The sequence below is a fragment of the Streptococcus parasanguinis genome (genome assembly GCF_001069785.1).
GTDB classification, from domain to species: Bacteria; Bacillota; Bacilli; order Lactobacillales; family Streptococcaceae; genus Streptococcus; species Streptococcus parasanguinis_T.
The window spans coordinates 1-15525 of sequence record NZ_JVSR01000071.1 but is presented as its reverse complement, the minus strand read 5'-3'; the positions used below and the strand labels follow the sequence as shown (position 1 = coordinate 15525).

At 42.1% G+C, this 15525-nt stretch carries 16 protein-coding genes and 1 pseudogene; 14 read left to right on the top strand and 3 right to left on the bottom strand.

What is annotated here, in order from left to right; translation table 11 throughout:
- The first annotated feature begins 12 nt into the window (after nt 1–12).
- The 9 genes from ADG03_RS05785 to ADG03_RS05745 all read left to right on the top strand — a co-directional run bounded on the left by ADG03_RS05785 (nt 13) and on the right by ADG03_RS05745 (nt 7967).
- Nucleotides 13–861 carry a putative PEP-binding protein gene (locus tag ADG03_RS05785; protein WP_049473164.1) on the top strand — a complete coding sequence of 283 codons (849 nt, stop codon included), beginning with the start codon at nt 13–15 and terminating at the stop codon, nt 859–861.
- Nucleotides 858–1298 carry an ASCH domain-containing protein gene (locus ADG03_RS05780; RefSeq protein WP_049473165.1) on the top strand — a complete coding sequence of 147 codons (441 nt, stop codon included), beginning with the start codon at nt 858–860 and terminating at the stop codon, nt 1296–1298. The genes ADG03_RS05785 and ADG03_RS05780 overlap by 4 nt, the downstream gene beginning before the upstream one ends.
- Nucleotides 1299–1674: 376 nt before the next feature.
- Nucleotides 1675–3054 (top strand): bifunctional UDP-N-acetylglucosamine diphosphorylase/glucosamine-1-phosphate N-acetyltransferase GlmU, encoded by a 1380-nt coding sequence (gene glmU, locus ADG03_RS05775; protein WP_049473166.1) that lies wholly within the window; start codon nt 1675–1677, stop codon nt 3052–3054.
- 9 nt (nt 3055–3063) lie between these two features.
- Nucleotides 3064–3609 carry an NUDIX hydrolase gene (locus tag ADG03_RS05770; protein ID WP_003002456.1) on the top strand — a complete coding sequence of 182 codons (546 nt, stop codon included), beginning with the start codon at nt 3064–3066 and terminating at the stop codon, nt 3607–3609.
- 11 nt (nt 3610–3620) lie between these two features.
- On the top strand, nt 3621–3956 hold the full coding sequence (gene macP / locus ADG03_RS05765; protein ID WP_024055894.1) for a cell wall synthase accessory phosphoprotein MacP: 336 nt from the start codon (nt 3621–3623) through the stop codon (nt 3954–3956).
- Between the two features lie 24 nt (nt 3957–3980).
- Nucleotides 3981–4673, top strand: coding sequence for a 5'-methylthioadenosine/adenosylhomocysteine nucleosidase (locus ADG03_RS05760; RefSeq protein WP_049473167.1), 693 nt, complete (start codon nt 3981–3983; stop codon nt 4671–4673).
- A 22-nt stretch (nt 4674–4695) separates the two neighbouring features.
- Nucleotides 4696–5004 carry a YjgN family protein gene (locus tag ADG03_RS05755; protein WP_049473168.1) on the top strand — a complete coding sequence of 103 codons (309 nt, stop codon included), beginning with the start codon at nt 4696–4698 and terminating at the stop codon, nt 5002–5004.
- Nucleotides 5005–5108: 104 nt separating this feature from the next.
- Entirely contained in the window at nt 5109–5732 is a 624-nt protein-coding gene (gene nth / locus ADG03_RS05750; protein WP_003006251.1) for an endonuclease III, read from the top strand.
- 267 nt (nt 5733–5999) lie between these two features.
- Nucleotides 6000–7967, top strand: coding sequence for a peptide ABC transporter substrate-binding protein (locus ADG03_RS05745; RefSeq protein WP_049473169.1), 1968 nt, complete (start codon nt 6000–6002; stop codon nt 7965–7967).
- Nucleotides 7968–8172: 205 nt separating this feature from the next.
- Here the strand turns inward: ADG03_RS05745 and ADG03_RS11195 are convergent.
- The 3 genes and pseudogenes from ADG03_RS11195 to ADG03_RS05730 all read right to left on the bottom strand — a co-directional run.
- Nucleotides 8173–8265: pseudogene (locus ADG03_RS11195) on the bottom strand (bleomycin resistance protein); the annotation flags it as partial.
- 839 nt (nt 8266–9104) lie between these two features.
- Nucleotides 9105–9491: a bleomycin resistance protein gene (locus tag ADG03_RS05735; protein WP_021152848.1), complete on the bottom strand. Its 387-nt coding sequence runs from the start codon at nt 9489–9491 to the stop codon at nt 9105–9107.
- An 11-nt stretch (nt 9492–9502) separates the two neighbouring features.
- Nucleotides 9503–10330 (bottom strand): exodeoxyribonuclease III, encoded by an 828-nt coding sequence (locus tag ADG03_RS05730; RefSeq protein ID WP_049473170.1) that lies wholly within the window; start codon nt 10328–10330, stop codon nt 9503–9505.
- 135 nt (nt 10331–10465) lie between these two features.
- On the opposite strand from ADG03_RS05730, the gene ADG03_RS05725 reads away from it, so the two are divergent.
- The 5 genes from ADG03_RS05725 to ADG03_RS05705 all read left to right on the top strand — a co-directional run bounded on the left by ADG03_RS05725 (nt 10466) and on the right by ADG03_RS05705 (nt 15469).
- Nucleotides 10466–10918: a DUF3290 family protein gene (locus ADG03_RS05725; protein ID WP_049473171.1), complete on the top strand. Its 453-nt coding sequence runs from the start codon at nt 10466–10468 to the stop codon at nt 10916–10918.
- Entirely contained in the window at nt 10915–11547 is a 633-nt protein-coding gene (locus ADG03_RS05720; RefSeq protein ID WP_049473172.1) for a DUF421 domain-containing protein, read from the top strand. Before ADG03_RS05725 ends, ADG03_RS05720 begins: the two co-directional genes overlap by 4 nt.
- 140 nt (nt 11548–11687) lie before the next feature.
- Nucleotides 11688–13739, top strand: a complete 2052-nt coding sequence (gene pbp2b / locus ADG03_RS05715; protein ID WP_049473173.1) for a penicillin-binding protein PBP2B — start codon at nt 11688–11690, stop codon at nt 13737–13739.
- 10 nt (nt 13740–13749) lie between these two features.
- The gene (gene recR, locus ADG03_RS05710; protein WP_003002450.1) at nt 13750–14346 is read left to right on the top strand and encodes a recombination mediator RecR; all 597 of its coding nucleotides are present in this window, start codon (nt 13750–13752) and stop codon (nt 14344–14346) included.
- 76 nt (nt 14347–14422) lie between these two features.
- Nucleotides 14423–15469 (top strand): D-alanine--D-alanine ligase, encoded by a 1047-nt coding sequence (locus tag ADG03_RS05705; RefSeq protein WP_049473174.1) that lies wholly within the window; start codon nt 14423–14425, stop codon nt 15467–15469.
- Nucleotides 15470–15525: the final 56 nt, after the last annotated feature.

Here is a 15525-nt window from a genome sequence, read left to right as displayed (position 1 = left end):
AGGTGAATCGCTATGCAAAATCAACTGGCTCTTAGTGGCGAAAGAATTGTTGAAAAAATTTACCCACAACTATTTCATCATGTTGGTATGATTCGTGGCGAATATTTGGTGAGGGAGATCAGTCAAAATATACTGCTAAAAAGCTGTCAGCAATTTGTGAAAGATTATCTAGACACTATTTGTCATTTGTACTCAGATGAAGAAGTCTGGTATCGCTTTTCAGAGTTAACAAATGCAGAAGCAAATAGTCTAGACGGGACTAAAGAGTATTTTGACGAACGCCACCCATTATTTGGATATAGAGGGACTAGGCGTTTATTGGCGTGTCCAGATGAATTTCAGGCGGAGACAAATGTTGTTACCGAAGTTTTTCAAACCAATCCCAATCTGTCTGTTATTTTTCCTTTTGTCAATGATGCCGAACAATTAAAACAAGCTATTACAGTATTGCGTCAGTATGGTTTTACCGGGAAAGTTGGCACGATGATTGAATTACCATCAGCTTATTTCGACTTGGACAGGATACTGGAAACTGGTATTTCAAAGATTGTAGTGGGAATGAATGATTTGACTTCTTTTGTTTTTGCGACTGTGAGGAACAGTCAATGGCATGATATGGAAAGTCCCATTATGTTAGAAATGCTGAGACAGATGCAGGATAAAGCAAGGAAGAAAAAGATAGATTTCGCCGTAGCAGGATATCTGAATGCTTTTTTCATACAAAAAATGAATCAAATGGATATCAAGTGCATTATCCATTATAGTTCTATTCCAGAGATTTTTAATATAGAGATTGACCATCCAGATCATCTCAAACGTGTAAAAGAAGAAAGTAAAAAAATACAAAGGAGCAACCTATGACACCTCAAGAAATGTGGAATGCCTACAAGCAAATCAATCCCTCTATCGGAGATGAGATAGATGCCCGGGCTTTTGGAGTGGACCCAGACCTTTTAGCGGAACTGGTCTTTAAAGGCGAAAAAACAGCAACAGCCTCATCCTACGACCTTTACGCATTAGAGGACGAACCCCTTCCCCAAGAAGGGACCTTTGATGTTATTTTAGATAGTAAGGATCAAGCTGTTTGCATCGTTGAAATTACAAAGGTTTCCGTTCAGCCTTTCCATCAAGTGTCAGCCGATCATGCCTACAAGGAAGGTGAAGGAGACAAATCTCTGGCTTATTGGCGTCAGGTTCATGAAGACTTTTTCAAAGACTGCTTAGGAGAAGCAGGTCTGGCTTTTACACCTGATAGCAAGGTGGTTTTAGAAGAATTTCGCAAGGTTTATCCATTATAGATACGCTCTCCATTTAGAAAATCAGAAAAAAGAATAACTGTTTTTATACAAAATAGGCCTAGTGATTGTGACAAGCTAAAAATACTGCTCAGTTCTTAGAACTATTAAAAGATTTTTTGAGACTTTCCGCTGTGAGAAAAGCGCTTGAAACCAAAATTTCAAGCGCTCGGGAGTTTTGAAACTTTAGGTTCAAAACTAAATCATGGAACTTCGAAGAAGTTCGCTGATGTCCGTACTCACCTAAGGAAAGTCTCAACGAAGATATGATCTTAATCTAACTCTCCTTCTAGGAGAGTTTTTTGATCTGGGTCTTATTTTCCAAAAGGGCTAAAAAATGGTATAATGTAAGCGATATTGTACAGAAAAGAGAAATGTTATGCCAAATTATGCCATTATTTTAGCAGCGGGAAAAGGTACCCGTATGAAATCAGATCTGCCCAAGGTTCTTCACAAGGTCGCAGGGATCTCCATGTTGGAACATGTTTTCCGTAGTGTTGGAGCCATCTCACCTGAAAAGACTGTGACGGTTGTGGGCCACAAGGCGGAATTGGTAGAGCAAGTCTTAGCGGGACAAACAGACTTTGTTAAGCAAACGGAGCAGTTGGGAACTGGTCATGCAGTTATGATGGCAGAGCCAGTCTTGGAAGCTCTTGAAGGCCACACCCTTGTCATCGCAGGTGATACTCCTTTGATTACGGGTGAAAGCCTCAAACACTTGATCGATTTTCATATCAACCACAAAAATGTGGCAACCATTTTGACAGCCGAAGCAGCCAATCCATTTGGCTATGGTCGGATTGTCCGCAATGATAATGCGGAAGTGCTTCGAATCGTCGAGCAAAAGGATGCGACAGATTTTGAAAAACAAATCAAAGAAATCAATACAGGAACTTATGTCTTTGACAATGCGCGCCTCTTTGAAGCTTTGAAAAATATCAACACAAACAATGCCCAAGGTGAATACTATATCACGGATGTCATCGGTATTTTCCGCGAGGCTGGTGAAAAAGTCGGGGCCTATACGCTCAAAGATTTTGATGAAAGTCTTGGGGTTAACGACCGCGTGGCCCTTGCAACAGCAGAAGGCATCATGCGTCGTCGCATTAACCAAGCCCACATGGTCAATGGGGTGAGCTTTGTCGATCCAGATGCGGCCTATATCGATGTCGATGTTGAGATCGCACCAGAAGTGCAAATCGAAGCCAATGTTACCCTAAAAGGGCACACAAAAATTGGGGCTGAGACCGTTTTAACCAATGGCACCTATATCGTGGACAGTGAAATTGGTGCAGGTGCTGTCATCACCAACTCTATGATTGAAGAGAGCACGGTAGCCGATGGCGTAACGGTAGGACCATTTGCTCATATTCGTCCAGGTTCTAGCCTCGCCAAAGATGTCCATATTGGAAACTTTGTCGAAGTCAAAGGTTCGTCTATTGGCGAAAATACCAAAGCTGGTCATTTGACTTACATTGGCAACTGCCAAGTTGGCAGCAACGTTAATTTTGGTGCAGGAACCATCACAGTGAATTATGATGGCCAACACAAGTTTAAAACGACGATTGGAAACAATGTCTTTGTCGGATCCAATTCGACGATTATTGCGCCAGTTGAATTAGGCGACAATTCCTTAGTCGGTGCTGGATCAACCATTACCAAGGATGTACCAGCTGATGCGATTGCGATTGGTCGTGGCCGTCAAGTGAATAAAGAAGAGTATGCCCTTCGCTTGCCACACCATCCTAAAAATAAATAGGAGATTCTCATGCAATTTGAAGAAAAAACCATTGAGCGCAAGGAGATTTATCAGGGACCGATTTTCCAAGTGGTCACTGATCAAGTAGAACTACCCGCTGGAAAAGGCCAAGCGCAGCGTGATTTAATCTTCCATAACGGAGCAGTAGCGGTTTTGCCGATCACAGAAGATGGGAAAACGATCTTGGTCAAGCAGTACCGCAAGGCGATTGAACGGACCTCGGTGGAGATTCCAGCAGGGAAGTTAGAAAAGGGAGAAAATGCAGATCCTAAAGCGGCTGCTCTGCGTGAGTTGGAAGAAGAAATTGGCTACACAGCGGATCTAGAGTTGTTGTATGATTTTTATTCAGCTATTGGATTTTGTAATGAGCGGATCAAACTTTATGGTGCGACTAACTTGAAAAAGGTGGAAAATCCACGTCCACAAGATGCGGATGAGACCTTAGAGTTATTAGAAGTGACCTTGAAGGAAGCGAAAGATTTGATCCTTTCAGGTGAAATCTGTGATGCCAAGACCATCATGGCTATTCAATATTGGGACTTAATCAATAAATAGAGGAGGATCCGATGGGAAAACCTTTATTAACCGATGAAATGATTGAACGAGCAAGGCGAGGTGAGGACATCACCGGTCCTAATATGGTCGATGCGGAAGAGACGAAAATTATTCGGACAGACCACAGAGGATTTGGCTATGAACGTCCTATGAGAGAGAGTCGTATGGAGCGTCCACAAGAGCGTTATTCTCAGGATACTGTGCAGATCCAAGTGGAGCCCACAGTGACCAAGAGTCGTCGCATTGAAGAACGCAAACAAAGCGTGGTCCAATCCAAACTCAATAAGATTTTGTTCTGGATCATTGTGCTCCTCATTGCCTTGATCATTGCTATTTGGCGTCTATAAGGTCGTCACAAGGAGAGAAATGACATGAAAATTGGAATTATTGCAGCCATGCCCCAGGAGTTGAAGATCTTGGTTGAAGCCCTTGAAAATGGGGAAAAGCATCTGCGTCTTGGAAAAGTCTACTATACAGGATCAATTGGACGCCATGAGGTCGTTTTGGTGGAAAGTGGTATCGGAAAAGTCATGTCTGCTATGAGCGTAGCAGTTTTGGCCAATGATTTCAAAGTGGAAGCCATTATCAATACGGGTTCTGCAGGTGCCGTTGCCCCAGGAATGACTGTTGGGGATATCGTCCTTGCGGACAAATTGGCCTATCATGATGTGGATGTGACAGCCTTTGGCTATAAGTATGGTCAAATGGCAGGTCAACCACTTTACTTTGAATCCAGTCGCTATTTTGTATCAGAAATGAAAAAAGTTCTGGAAGAAGAAGCTGCAACCACACATGTAGGCTTGATTACAACAGGAGATAGCTTTATCGCGAGTGAAGAAAAAGTCGCAGCCATTCGGGAACATTTCCCAGAAGTCTTGGCAGTTGAAATGGAAGGGGCAGCTATTGCCCAAGCCGCTCATGCAGCTGGACGTCCCTTCATGGTCATTCGAGCTATGAGTGATACGGCAGATCACGCAGCCAACATTTCATTTGATGAATTTATCGTAGAGGCTGGTGAACGCTCTGCTCAAACCCTGATTACCTTTTTGAAGAGATTGGTGTAGAAAAAATATAGGGAAATTGAACATGTATCGTGAATCGTATTTTGATGGAGGCCTATTTTCATATATTGGCCATGTTTTATTAGCAACCTTCATTACAGTATTTACTTTTGGGATTTGTGCTCCTTGGGGTGTGTGCATTATGTATAACTGGAAGGTCAAGCATACCGTGATTGATGGTCGTCGTCAGTACTTTGACGGCACGGCTATGCAGTTATTTGGAAATTGGATCAAATGGTGGTTCTTTACCATCATTACATTTGGGATCTATGTGTTCTGGTTAAATATCAAGGTCACTCAATGGATTACCAAGCATACTCATTTTATAGACTAATTGAAAAGGACTCGTCTACGGACTAGTCTTTTTCTGAAGCCGATTCTTTCAGAAATAGAGAACTTTCATGCTATAATAAAGACTAGTAATGTAAAGGAGAGAATATGGTTTTATCAAAGAAACGGGCACGTCATGTGATTGAAGAAATTATCGCCCTCTTTCCAGATGCCAAGCCAAGTCTGGATTTCCGTAATCATTTTGAATTACTAGTGGCAGTCATGCTCTCAGCTCAGACGACAGACGCGGCTGTTAACAAAGCGACACCAGGTTTGTTTGCGGCTTTTCCAACCCCACAAGCCATGGCAGCAGCCAGTGAAGCTGATATCGCCAAGCATATTTCTAAATTAGGCCTCTATCGAAATAAGGCCAAATTTCTCAAAAAATGTGCCCAGCAATTGCTAGACAATTTTGATGGTCAAGTGCCTCAGACTCGTGAAGAGTTAGAAAGTCTAGCAGGAGTAGGACGCAAGACAGCTAATGTGGTTATGAGTGTAGGATTTGGGATTCCAGCTTTTGCTGTCGATACCCATGTGGAGCGGATCTGCAAGCACCATGATATCGTCAAGAAATCAGCGACGCCATTGGAAGTTGAAAAGCGGGTCATGGATGTTCTGCCAAAGAGCGAATGGCTAGCGGCCCATCAAGCCATGATTTATTTTGGACGGGCCATCTGCCATCCTAAAAATCCTGAATGTGACCAGTATCCACAACTCTATCATTTTGATTAGGAATTAGTTCCTCTGCTCGAAAGAGCAGAGGTTCTTTTTTTGTAATGAAACGTATATTTATTAAAAGGATTGAAAGGTGATATCTATGTTGGATCTGGTGGTAGGTGCCTAGACTCCTCTATCCGGCTTCTTTGAGATCGATTTCAAGATGCTTTTTCTTTATATCTTATTATATTCATTCAGAAATAACGAACTTTTTTTAAATAAATTTGGTTTTTTTTAAGAAATAGTGTATAATGGTAGAAAATCTAACATAAGGAGATAGTGATGAAAGCAAAAAAACTGTTAGCTCTTGCAGGAGTTTCTGTTGCAGGTGCCTTTCTTTTAGCAGCATGTGGCGGTGGTAGTAGCAATCAAGCAACCTACTCATTCGTCTATTCAGCAGATCCAAATACCTTGGATTACATCGCTGCAACTCGTACAACGACTTCAGATGTCACAAGTAACCTTGTAGATGGTCTTCTTGAAAACGACCGATACGGAAACTTTGTGCCAAGTCTAGCAGAAGATTGGACTGTCTCTGAAGATGGATTAACCTATACTTACAAACTTCGTAAGGATGCCAAATGGTATACGAGTGAAGGAGAAGAATATGGTGCTGTAACGGCTCAAGACTTTGTTACAGGGATCAAACACGCGGTTGAGTCTAAATCAGAAGGTCTCTTCTTGATTCAAAATTCGATCAAAGGTTTGGATGCCTACGTAAAAGGGGAAACCAAAGACTTTAACACAGTTGGAGTCAAAGCCTTAGACGACCACACCATCCAATATACTTTGGTTCGTCCAGAAAGCTTCTGGAACTCAAAAACAACCTCAGGTGTTCTTTTCCCAGTCAATGCGGATTTCTTGAAATCTCAAGGGAAAGATTTTGGTTCGTTGAAACCTAGCAGCATCTTATACAATGGTCCATTCTACTTGAAATCATTGACTTCAAAATCTGAGATTGAATTGGTCAAGAACAAAGACTATTACGATGCGAAAAATGTTCATATCGATCATGTCAAATTGACCTTTAACGATGGATCAAACCCAGATTCTATCATTAAAAACTTTGAAAAAGGTCAATATTCCTTTGCATCTGTTATGCCAAACAGTTCGACGTATAAGAGCGTTAAGAAAAACTTTGGCGACAACATTGTCTACGGTTTGCAATTAGGAACATCCTACTATCTTGGATTCAACTTGGACCGTCAAAAGTATGACCACACTGCCAAAACAACGGATGAACAAAAAGCTTCTACCAAGAAAGCAATCTTGAACAAGGACTTCCGTCAAGCGGTGAACTTTGGCTTTGACCGCAAATCATATGCGGCACAGGTATCTGGATCTGATGCGGCTGAAAATACCCTTCGTAGCACCTTGGTACCACCAACTTATGTCCAAGTCAATGGAGAAGATTTTGGTAAGGTCGTTGAAAAACAATTGGTTACCTATGGGGATCAATGGAAGGGTGTGAGCCTGGCCGATGGTCAAACTAGCCTTTACAACCCAGAAAAAGCCAAAGCTTCATTTGCGAAAGCCAAAGCTGAATTGCAAAAACAAGGCGTTCAATTCCCAATTCATTTGGACTACATTGTCAGCCAAGTGGACAACAGCATGGTCCAACAAGCTAGCTCCTTCAAACAATCTGTAGAGTCAGCGCTTGGTGCAGACAATGTCGTTGTAGACCTTCAAAAGGTTTCGGATGATGATTTCCAAAATATCACCTACTTCAGCGATACTGCTGCTGCGAGAGATTACGATATCTCAGGCGGTGGTTGGGCTCCTGACTACCAAGACCCATCGACTTACCTCGAAAGTATCAGCCCAGTAAATGGTTCTGTCTTCTACTATCTTGGTATTGATGCAGGTTCAAACAATCCAGCCATTGCAACAGTTGGTTTGGATCAATACGCTAACATGTTGAAAGACGCCGATGCTGAATTGTTGGATCAAGCTAAACGCTATGAAAAATATGCAGCAGCGCAAGCATGGTTGACAGATAGCTCGATTACGCTTCCAACTGTTTCAAATGGTGGTGCTCCAATGCTTCAACGGACCGTACCATACAGCCGTGCTGCTTCATGGGTTGGTACAAAAGGAACAGGAACCTTCTACAAATACCTTGAAATGTCCAAAGATGTTGTCACAACAAAAGACTTTAACAAGGCCAAAGAAGAATGGTTGAAGAAAAAAGCAGAATCCAATAAAAAAGCTCAAGAAGATCTCAAAGATCACATCGAAAAGAAAAAATAAATCAATCATTGTTCCATCAATGAGGATAAAAAAAGTCGGAACCTTCATGTGAGGGTTCCGGTTTTTTAGGTATCGAATGTTAGTCCATCTCGTTCTTTTAGATGAAAGATAGATCAACCACTGCATCTTGCTCGGCAATCCAAAAACAGTTAAGAGGCTAGGACTTTTGGCCCAGCCTCTTAACTATAGACGGGTGATCATCATTCTATTCACTAAATCTTAAAAAATAGCCATCTGGATCTAAAACTGCAAATTCATGAGGATAGATATAATGGTCGCCAACAAGAAATTCTCTTTTGTTGTACCCTATGCTTTTTAGCGAAAACGTTTCCTATTTAAATAAACTCTAAAAAATGATAAAATATTTGTAAGTCAACCACTTAAGGAGGTTAAGCATTGTGAAAAACAAAATCTTATTAGGTTCTATGACGCTCCTATCTGCATTTATACTAGCAGCATGCGGAAAATAGAGAAAAGAAAACAAACGAAACTACAGCAGCACCAACAACTGAAGTCACTAAAGAAACTACGGATGCACCAACGACAACAACTCAAACAACAACTCCTGGGTCTTCTTCTGGGGCAAAAGAAATATCCCTTGCAGATACTCAACGTATCGGAAATGAAAAATTTGGTTATATCAATATCCCTAAAGATTGGGTCGTACGCACTACTCGAAGTAGCAAAGCGCTCGAATATTTATCACCAGACAAAAACAATGCGTTAATAATGGATTCAAACACTAAAGATACTGTTAAACTTGGCCCCAACGAAACCTTTGACGCAGAGTTACTTGCGAACCGTTTATATAGCTCATTCGGAAAACACAAAAATCGAACTAGTATAGAAGGTGTAAAAGCTATATTTGCCGGTGGGGACGCTTTCTTAATAAAAGTAACAGTTAAAGATGGGAGTACTTTATACGTATGGGTATTCCAAAAAGGAGATAAAGTATACACAATCATAATCCAAGGTTCAGAAGATATGATTAAATCCTTAAGACCTGTTCTCGAGCAATCTTGGGGCCTAGATCCGAATACTCCGGGGAAATAATCCTTAAAAAACTAAAAGAGACTAATCAATGTGATTAGTCTCTTTCTTTTTTTGTTTCTTTTTCTACTCTAGTGATCTATTTTCTTATTCACTAAATCTTAAAAAATAGCCATCTGGATCCAGAATTGCAAATTCATGAGGATAGATATAATGGTCGTCAACACGAAATTTTCTTTTAATTAATGGGCGATGAATAGGATAGTTGGCTTCTAACAATTTCTGATAGAGCCTAGGGACATCCTCTATACCAAAGGAGATGTTAATTCCTTGGCCAAATGGGTAGGTTAGTTCAGCTAATTCTTCAACTGTCCCCTCCTCTAGCATGAGCTGGCAATCTTCAAGAGACAGGAAGAGAAATTTTTCTTCTGGGCGCTCGTATTCGATGGTGAAACCGAGCAAATCACAGTAGAAGGAACGGGACTGTTCTATATTCGAAACCATAAACTCGGGAATTACTGCATTGTAGTTCATAAAGAAAATCCTTATAATTCAATTTCCAAGACAATCGGTGTGTGGTCTTGGCGTGCGCCTGAGTCAATCATGTCTGATTTAGTAACCTTATCTGCAATGCGGTTTGAGGTTAACCAATAGTCGATTCTCCAGCCTGTATTGTTGATTTTTGAAGTCTTGCTGCGTTGTGCCCACCAAGTGTAACGCTCCGGTACATCTCCGTGGAGGTGGCGGAAGGTATCTGTAAAGCCTGCTGCTAAAAGGTTGGTAAAGCCTGCACGTTCTTCGTCTGTGAAACCTGGTGAACGACGGTTGCTGGCAGGGTTGGCAAGGTCGATTTCCTTGTGGGCCACGTTGTAGTCTCCAGTAGCAAGAACAGGCTTTTGCTTGTCTAGTTCAGTCAAGTATTCCGCATATTTGACATCCCAGACTTGACGTTCTTCCAAACGTTTGAGTCCATCACCAGCGTTTGGTGTGTAGACCTGAGTCACGAAAAAGTGATCAAATTCTAGTGTAATGATCCGACCTTCCAAGTCCATGGTCGAAGGGGCTCCGATCTCTGGGAAAGTCACAACGGGTGTGAGCTCTTTTTTATAGAGGAACATGGTTCCAGCGTAGCCTTTACGAGCCGGTTCTTGAGAAGAGCGCCAGGTGTTTTCATAGCCAGGGAAGAGTTCCTCAAGGATTTCAAGGTGTTTTTTGGTAGGTCCTTTGGCGGATAACTTGGTTTCTTGAATGGCAATGATATCCGCATCCTCAGCAACCAAGGTTTGGAGGACTTCTTGAGAAAGTTTAGCGCGTGCTGAATCGCTGGTCAATGCAGCATTAAGCGAGTCGATATTCCATGAAATGAGTTTCATTGTGTTTCCTTTTCTTGACATAATTGATAGTTTTATTATAACAAAATTTTAATGATTTTCTGATCACAATGCCTTGAAATCTCTTGTGAAATCTATTATAATAGCTTGAATTCATTTGGAAAAAGGGAGTTGTTTATGAAATTTTACTCTTATAACTATGTGTTGGGTCAGATCAGCCAGCAAAACTGGGTGACCATTGGGATATCTGGCTTGCTTGTTCTTCTGACTGGTTTTTTTGCGGTGAAAGCCTATCGGGAGAAGCACGATAGCAAATTCCGCGAATTATCTATTATCTCCATTTTAACTCTGGTGGCAGTGGTCTTGATCAGTATCAGCAATTTCCAAAATAGCCAAAGTAATAATGATCAGTTCCAACTCTCACTCCATTTTATTGAGGTCATCTCAAAGGAGTTGGATGTCAAAAAAGAAGATGTCTATGTCAATACTTCAGCAGCCACAGATGGGGCGATCCTGAAGGTTGGAGAGGTTTATTACCGAGCTATCGCAGGATCTGACCCAGATAACTACCTATTAGAAAAGATGGATCTGTATAAAACAGACGTGGAACTTGTGGAGGTGAACAAATGACAGTAGATTTTTTAGCCATTTTGATTAAATTAGCTATCGGCTTGATTTCCTTGGTATTTGTAATCAATGTGACCGGGAAAGGAAACTTAGCACCAAGTTCTGCAGTAGACCAGATACAGAACTTTGTTCTTGGGGGAATTATTGGTGGGGTCATCTACAATAGCTCCATTACCATTCTTCAATACATTGTGATTCTCTTGATGTGGACTATTTTGATCTTGCTCTTAAAATGGCTCAATACCAATGTTCGTTTTATGAAGCACTTGATTGATGGAAAACCAACTGTCATCATTAAAAATGGGAAACTGGATCCGGAAGCTTGTCGTTCCAAAGGACTTTCTGCTTCAGATGTTGCTTTGAAACTACGTGGACAAGGGATTTTTCAATTAAAAGATGTGAAGCGCGCCGTTATTGAACAAAATGGTCAATTGATTATTGTCCGTGCGGGGGATGAAAATCCTAAATATCCGATCATTACGGATGGAGTGGTTCAGCTTGAAATTTTGGAAACAATTGGAAAAAGTGAAGAGTGGTTGTTGGCTGAATTGGAAAAAGAAGGCTATGATAATGTTTTGGATATTTTCATTGCGGAGTATGACAAAGGAAAAATCAATGTTGTGACCTATTAAAAGAAGAGATTGGACGAGCCTGTCCAATCTTTTTTCTTTATAAAATTCCAGGAAAGGCCTCTTCCTTTTCTTGAGATACTCTGGGAAAAATAGTAAAATGGAAGGTAAGTGTTGATTAGAAAAGAAGGATAGAACATTTCATGAAGAAGAAAATACGGAAGTTTGAGAATCATTCGATAACACGCAGACTCTATCTGCTGTTTAGTTTGATTTGCCTTCTTTTTTTGGTTCTGATTGCCCGACTTGGCTATATGCAGATCTCTCACCAAGCCTACTATACGGATAAATTGGCAAAAGCTACCAAAAAGACGGTCAAACAAGGGAGTGTGCGAGGGCAAATCTATGATGCTTCTGGTAAGCCCTTGGTGGAAAATGTGGGAAAACAAGTCTTGACCTTTACGCGGGATCGTAAAATGACGGCCCAAGAAATGCGAGAGACAGCTGGAAAACTCTTGCAGTATGTCGATGTAGAAAATCCTCAAGTGACCGAACGGCAAGAAGTGGATTACTATCTAGCCAATACCAAAGTCTACCAAGAGGTCGTAGAGCACCTGCCTGAGAAAAAGAAATTTGATACTGATGGCAATCGTCTACCAGAAGCTAAAATCTATCAAGCGGCAGTGGACAGCATTGACCCTTCAAAACTCGGTTACACAGATGATGAGAAAAAGATTATCTATCTTTATAGCCAAATGAATGCTGTGGAGAATTTTGCGACGGGGATTATTTCGACGCAAGCACTAGGAGCTGAGCAGATTGCGACCATCGCGGCTGACAGTCAGGACCTTCCTGGAATTGCGATCACGACCAGCTGGGACCGCAAGGTTTTGGATACTCCTTTAGCTTCTATCATCGGAACGGTTTCGACTGAGCAGGCGGGACTTCCAGCAGAAGAGGTTGAAGATTATGTCAAAAAAGGCTATGCTCTCAATGACCGGGTTGGTACCTCTTATTTGGAGAAAGAATACGAAAATGTCCTTCAAGGAAAACGCAGTGAAAAAGAAATTCTCCTAGATAAAAATGGCAACATGGAGAAAGTGGTCGACGTTTCAAAAGGGGCCAAAGGAGAAAACCTCAAGCTCTCGATTGATTTGGATTTCCAAAAAGGAGTGGAAGATATCCTTCGCTCCGCCTTTAGCGCAGAGTTGCAAGCTGGGAATGCGACCTACTCCGAAGGTGTCTATGCTGTAGCCCTTGAGCCTGATACAGGGAAAGTCCTTGCCATGGCAGGGATCAAACACCAGGCTGGTAGTCAAGATTTATCAACCGATGCTTTGGGAACAGTCACCAATGTTTTCGTCCCAGGATCGGTCGTTAAAGGAGCAACCTTGACTTCAGGATGGGAAAATGGTGCCATTTCCGGCAATCAGGTACTGACCGATCAGCCCATTGTTTTTGCAGGATCAACACCGATTAACTCTTGGTTTACCCAATACGGTAGTCGTTCGATCAATGCGGTAGAAGCTTTGGAATACTCTTCTAATACCTATATGGTCCAAATTGCCCTTAAGATGATGGGGCAACCCTACACTCCCAATATGACCTTGCAAGTGGATCAAGTGGACCCTGCTATGAAAAAACTTCGCTCCACTTTTGCAGAGTATGGTCTTGGAACGTCAACGGGGATTGACCTTCCCAATGAATCGACCGGTTTTATTCCGAAAGAGTATACAGTCGGTAATTATTTGACCAATGCCTTTGGCCAGTTTGACAACTACACCCCTATGCAATTAGCTCAGTATGCGGCAACCGTTGCAAATGATGGGAAGCGGGTGAGTCCTCATGTCGTCGAAGGCATCTATGACAATAATGATCAAGGTGGCCTCGGTCAGTTGAAAAAAGCGATCGAAGCCAAGGAGCTCAATCAAGTCCATATCTCAGCGGAGGACATGGCTTTGATCAAGCAAGGGTTTTACCAAGTGGCCAATGGTACGAGTGGGTTGACGACAGGAAAAACCGTTGGTCGTGGGGCCAGTGTGCCCATCAGTGCAAAGACTGGTACAGCTGAAACCACTGTCGATGGAGGCAAACAAGCCATTAATACTAATGTGGTGGCGTATGCCCCATCGAATAATCCAAAGATTGCGGTAGCGGTGGTCTTTCCACATAATACCAATCTACAGGCGACGGTTAGTCATTCCATTACGCGTGACATTATTAACTTATACAATCAGAAACACCCCATGAATTAGAAAGGAAACTATGCTTTATCCAGCACCTATTGCAAAATTAATTGACAGCTATTCCAAGTTGCCAGGAATTGGGATCAAAACAGCGACCCGTCTTGCTTTTTACACGATTGGCATGTCAGATGATGATGTTAATGAATTTGCCAAGAACTTACTAAATGCCAAGCGTGAGCTAGGGTATTGCAGTATTTGTGGCAATTTGACTGATGAAGAAACCTGCGAGATTTGTCGAGATGAAACGCGGGATCCATCCCTCATTCTTGTTGTAGAAGATAGCCGGGATGTATCTGCTATGGAAAATATCCAGGAATACCATGGCCGTTACCATGTCTTGCATGGCTTGATCTCGCCCATGAATGGCGTGGGACCCGATGATATCAATCTCAAGAGTTTGATTAGTCGCTTGATGGATGGAACAGTCACAGAGGTCATTGTTGCGACCAATGCGACAGCAGACGGGGAAGCAACATCTATGTATATCTCGCGCGTGCTCAAGCCAGCAGGGATCAAAGTGACACGTTTGGCACGTGGTCTGGCAGTTGGAGCCGATATCGAGTATGCGGACGAAGTGACCTTGCTTCGCGCGATTGAAAATCGGACAGAATTATAAGAGAAGTTCTTTCGAAAGGGCTATCATTGTGGTATACTATCAAGTAAGAAATCAAGGGAACAATTAGGGAGAAACTATGAGTAAACAAGACTTAATCCTGTTGTATGGTGGACGTAGTGCAGAACGTGAAGTTTCTGTTCTTTCAGCAGAAAGCGTGATGCGCGCGATTGATTACCAAGCATTTTCGGTTCAAACCTACTTTATTACGCAGTCAGGAGACTTCATCCAGACGCAAGCTTTTGAAGAGAAACCAGCGGATGATGAGAAATTGATGACCAATGAGACAGTGGACTGGTCTAAAAAAGTGGCACCATCTGCGATTTACAAGGAAGGAGCAGTAGTCTTTCCAGTTCTTCATGGACCAATGGGAGAAGATGGTTCCATTCAAGGCTTCTTAGAAGTCTTGAAGATGCCTTATGTTGGCTGTGGTATCCTAGCTTCTAGTGTTGCGATGGACAAGATCACGACCAAACGGGTCTTGGAGTCTGCAGGGATTCCACAAGTTCCTTATGTAGCTGTAGTGGAAGGCGATGACTTGGAGGAGAAAATTGCTACAATTGAAGCTAATCTCCCTTATCCTGTCTTTACCAAACCATCCAATATGGGTTCAAGCGTAGGGATTTCAAAATCTGAAAACCAAACAGAACTTCGGGCTGCTCTCGAATTGGCCTTCAAATACGATAGCCGTGTCTTGGTAGAGCAAGGAGTCAATGCGCGTGAGATCGAAGTTGGACTGCTTGGAAACTATGATGTGAAGAGTACCTTGCCAGGTGAAGTTGTGAAAGATGTGGCCTTCTATGATTATGATGCCAAATACATCGACAACAAAATTACCATGGCGATTCCGGCTCAATTGGACCCTGAGGTTGTGAAAACCATGCGGACCAACGCAGAAAAAGCCTTTCGTGCGATCGGTGGTCTAGGTTTAGCGCGTTGTGATTTCTTCTATACCGATAAAGGAGAGATCTTCTTAAACGAACTCAATACCATGCCAGGATTTACTCAATGGTCTATGTATCCCTTGCTTTGGGACAATATGGGACTCAACTATACAGATTTGATTACCAAGTTAGTAGAGCTTGGAAAAGAAGTCTTCCAAAAACACGAAGCGCATTTGTTGTAAGAAAAGAGAGAGTGGGACAGAAATCGGTAATTCGTTAGAATTCGATTTCGTCGTCC

What these genes read in the sequence shown, in the direction of transcription:
- ADG03_RS05785 (WP_049473164.1), top strand. Translation starts at nt 13, where the DNA reads ATGCAAAATCAACTGGCTCTTAGTGGCGAAAGAATTGTTGAAAAAATT.
- ADG03_RS05780 (WP_049473165.1), top strand. Translation starts at nt 858, where the DNA reads ATGACACCTCAAGAAATGTGGAATGCCTACAAGCAAATCAATCCCTCT.
- glmU (WP_049473166.1), top strand. Translation starts at nt 1,675, where the DNA reads ATGCCAAATTATGCCATTATTTTAGCAGCGGGAAAAGGTACCCGTATG.
- ADG03_RS05770 (WP_003002456.1), top strand. Translation starts at nt 3,064, where the DNA reads ATGCAATTTGAAGAAAAAACCATTGAGCGCAAGGAGATTTATCAGGGA.
- macP (WP_024055894.1), top strand. Translation starts at nt 3,621, where the DNA reads ATGGGAAAACCTTTATTAACCGATGAAATGATTGAACGAGCAAGGCGA.
- ADG03_RS05760 (WP_049473167.1), top strand. Translation starts at nt 3,981, where the DNA reads ATGAAAATTGGAATTATTGCAGCCATGCCCCAGGAGTTGAAGATCTTG.
- ADG03_RS05755 (WP_049473168.1), top strand. Translation starts at nt 4,696, where the DNA reads ATGTATCGTGAATCGTATTTTGATGGAGGCCTATTTTCATATATTGGC.
- nth (WP_003006251.1), top strand. Translation starts at nt 5,109, where the DNA reads ATGGTTTTATCAAAGAAACGGGCACGTCATGTGATTGAAGAAATTATC.
- ADG03_RS05745 (WP_049473169.1), top strand. Translation starts at nt 6,000, where the DNA reads ATGAAAGCAAAAAAACTGTTAGCTCTTGCAGGAGTTTCTGTTGCAGGT.
- ADG03_RS05735 (WP_021152848.1), bottom strand. Translation starts at nt 9,491, where the DNA reads ATGAACTACAATGCAGTAATTCCCGAGTTTATGGTTTCGAATATAGAA.
- ADG03_RS05730 (WP_049473170.1), bottom strand. Translation starts at nt 10,330, where the DNA reads ATGAAACTCATTTCATGGAATATCGACTCGCTTAATGCTGCATTGACC.
- ADG03_RS05725 (WP_049473171.1), top strand. Translation starts at nt 10,466, where the DNA reads ATGAAATTTTACTCTTATAACTATGTGTTGGGTCAGATCAGCCAGCAA.
- ADG03_RS05720 (WP_049473172.1), top strand. Translation starts at nt 10,915, where the DNA reads ATGACAGTAGATTTTTTAGCCATTTTGATTAAATTAGCTATCGGCTTG.
- pbp2b (WP_049473173.1), top strand. Translation starts at nt 11,688, where the DNA reads ATGAAGAAGAAAATACGGAAGTTTGAGAATCATTCGATAACACGCAGA.
- recR (WP_003002450.1), top strand. Translation starts at nt 13,750, where the DNA reads ATGCTTTATCCAGCACCTATTGCAAAATTAATTGACAGCTATTCCAAG.
- ADG03_RS05705 (WP_049473174.1), top strand. Translation starts at nt 14,423, where the DNA reads ATGAGTAAACAAGACTTAATCCTGTTGTATGGTGGACGTAGTGCAGAA.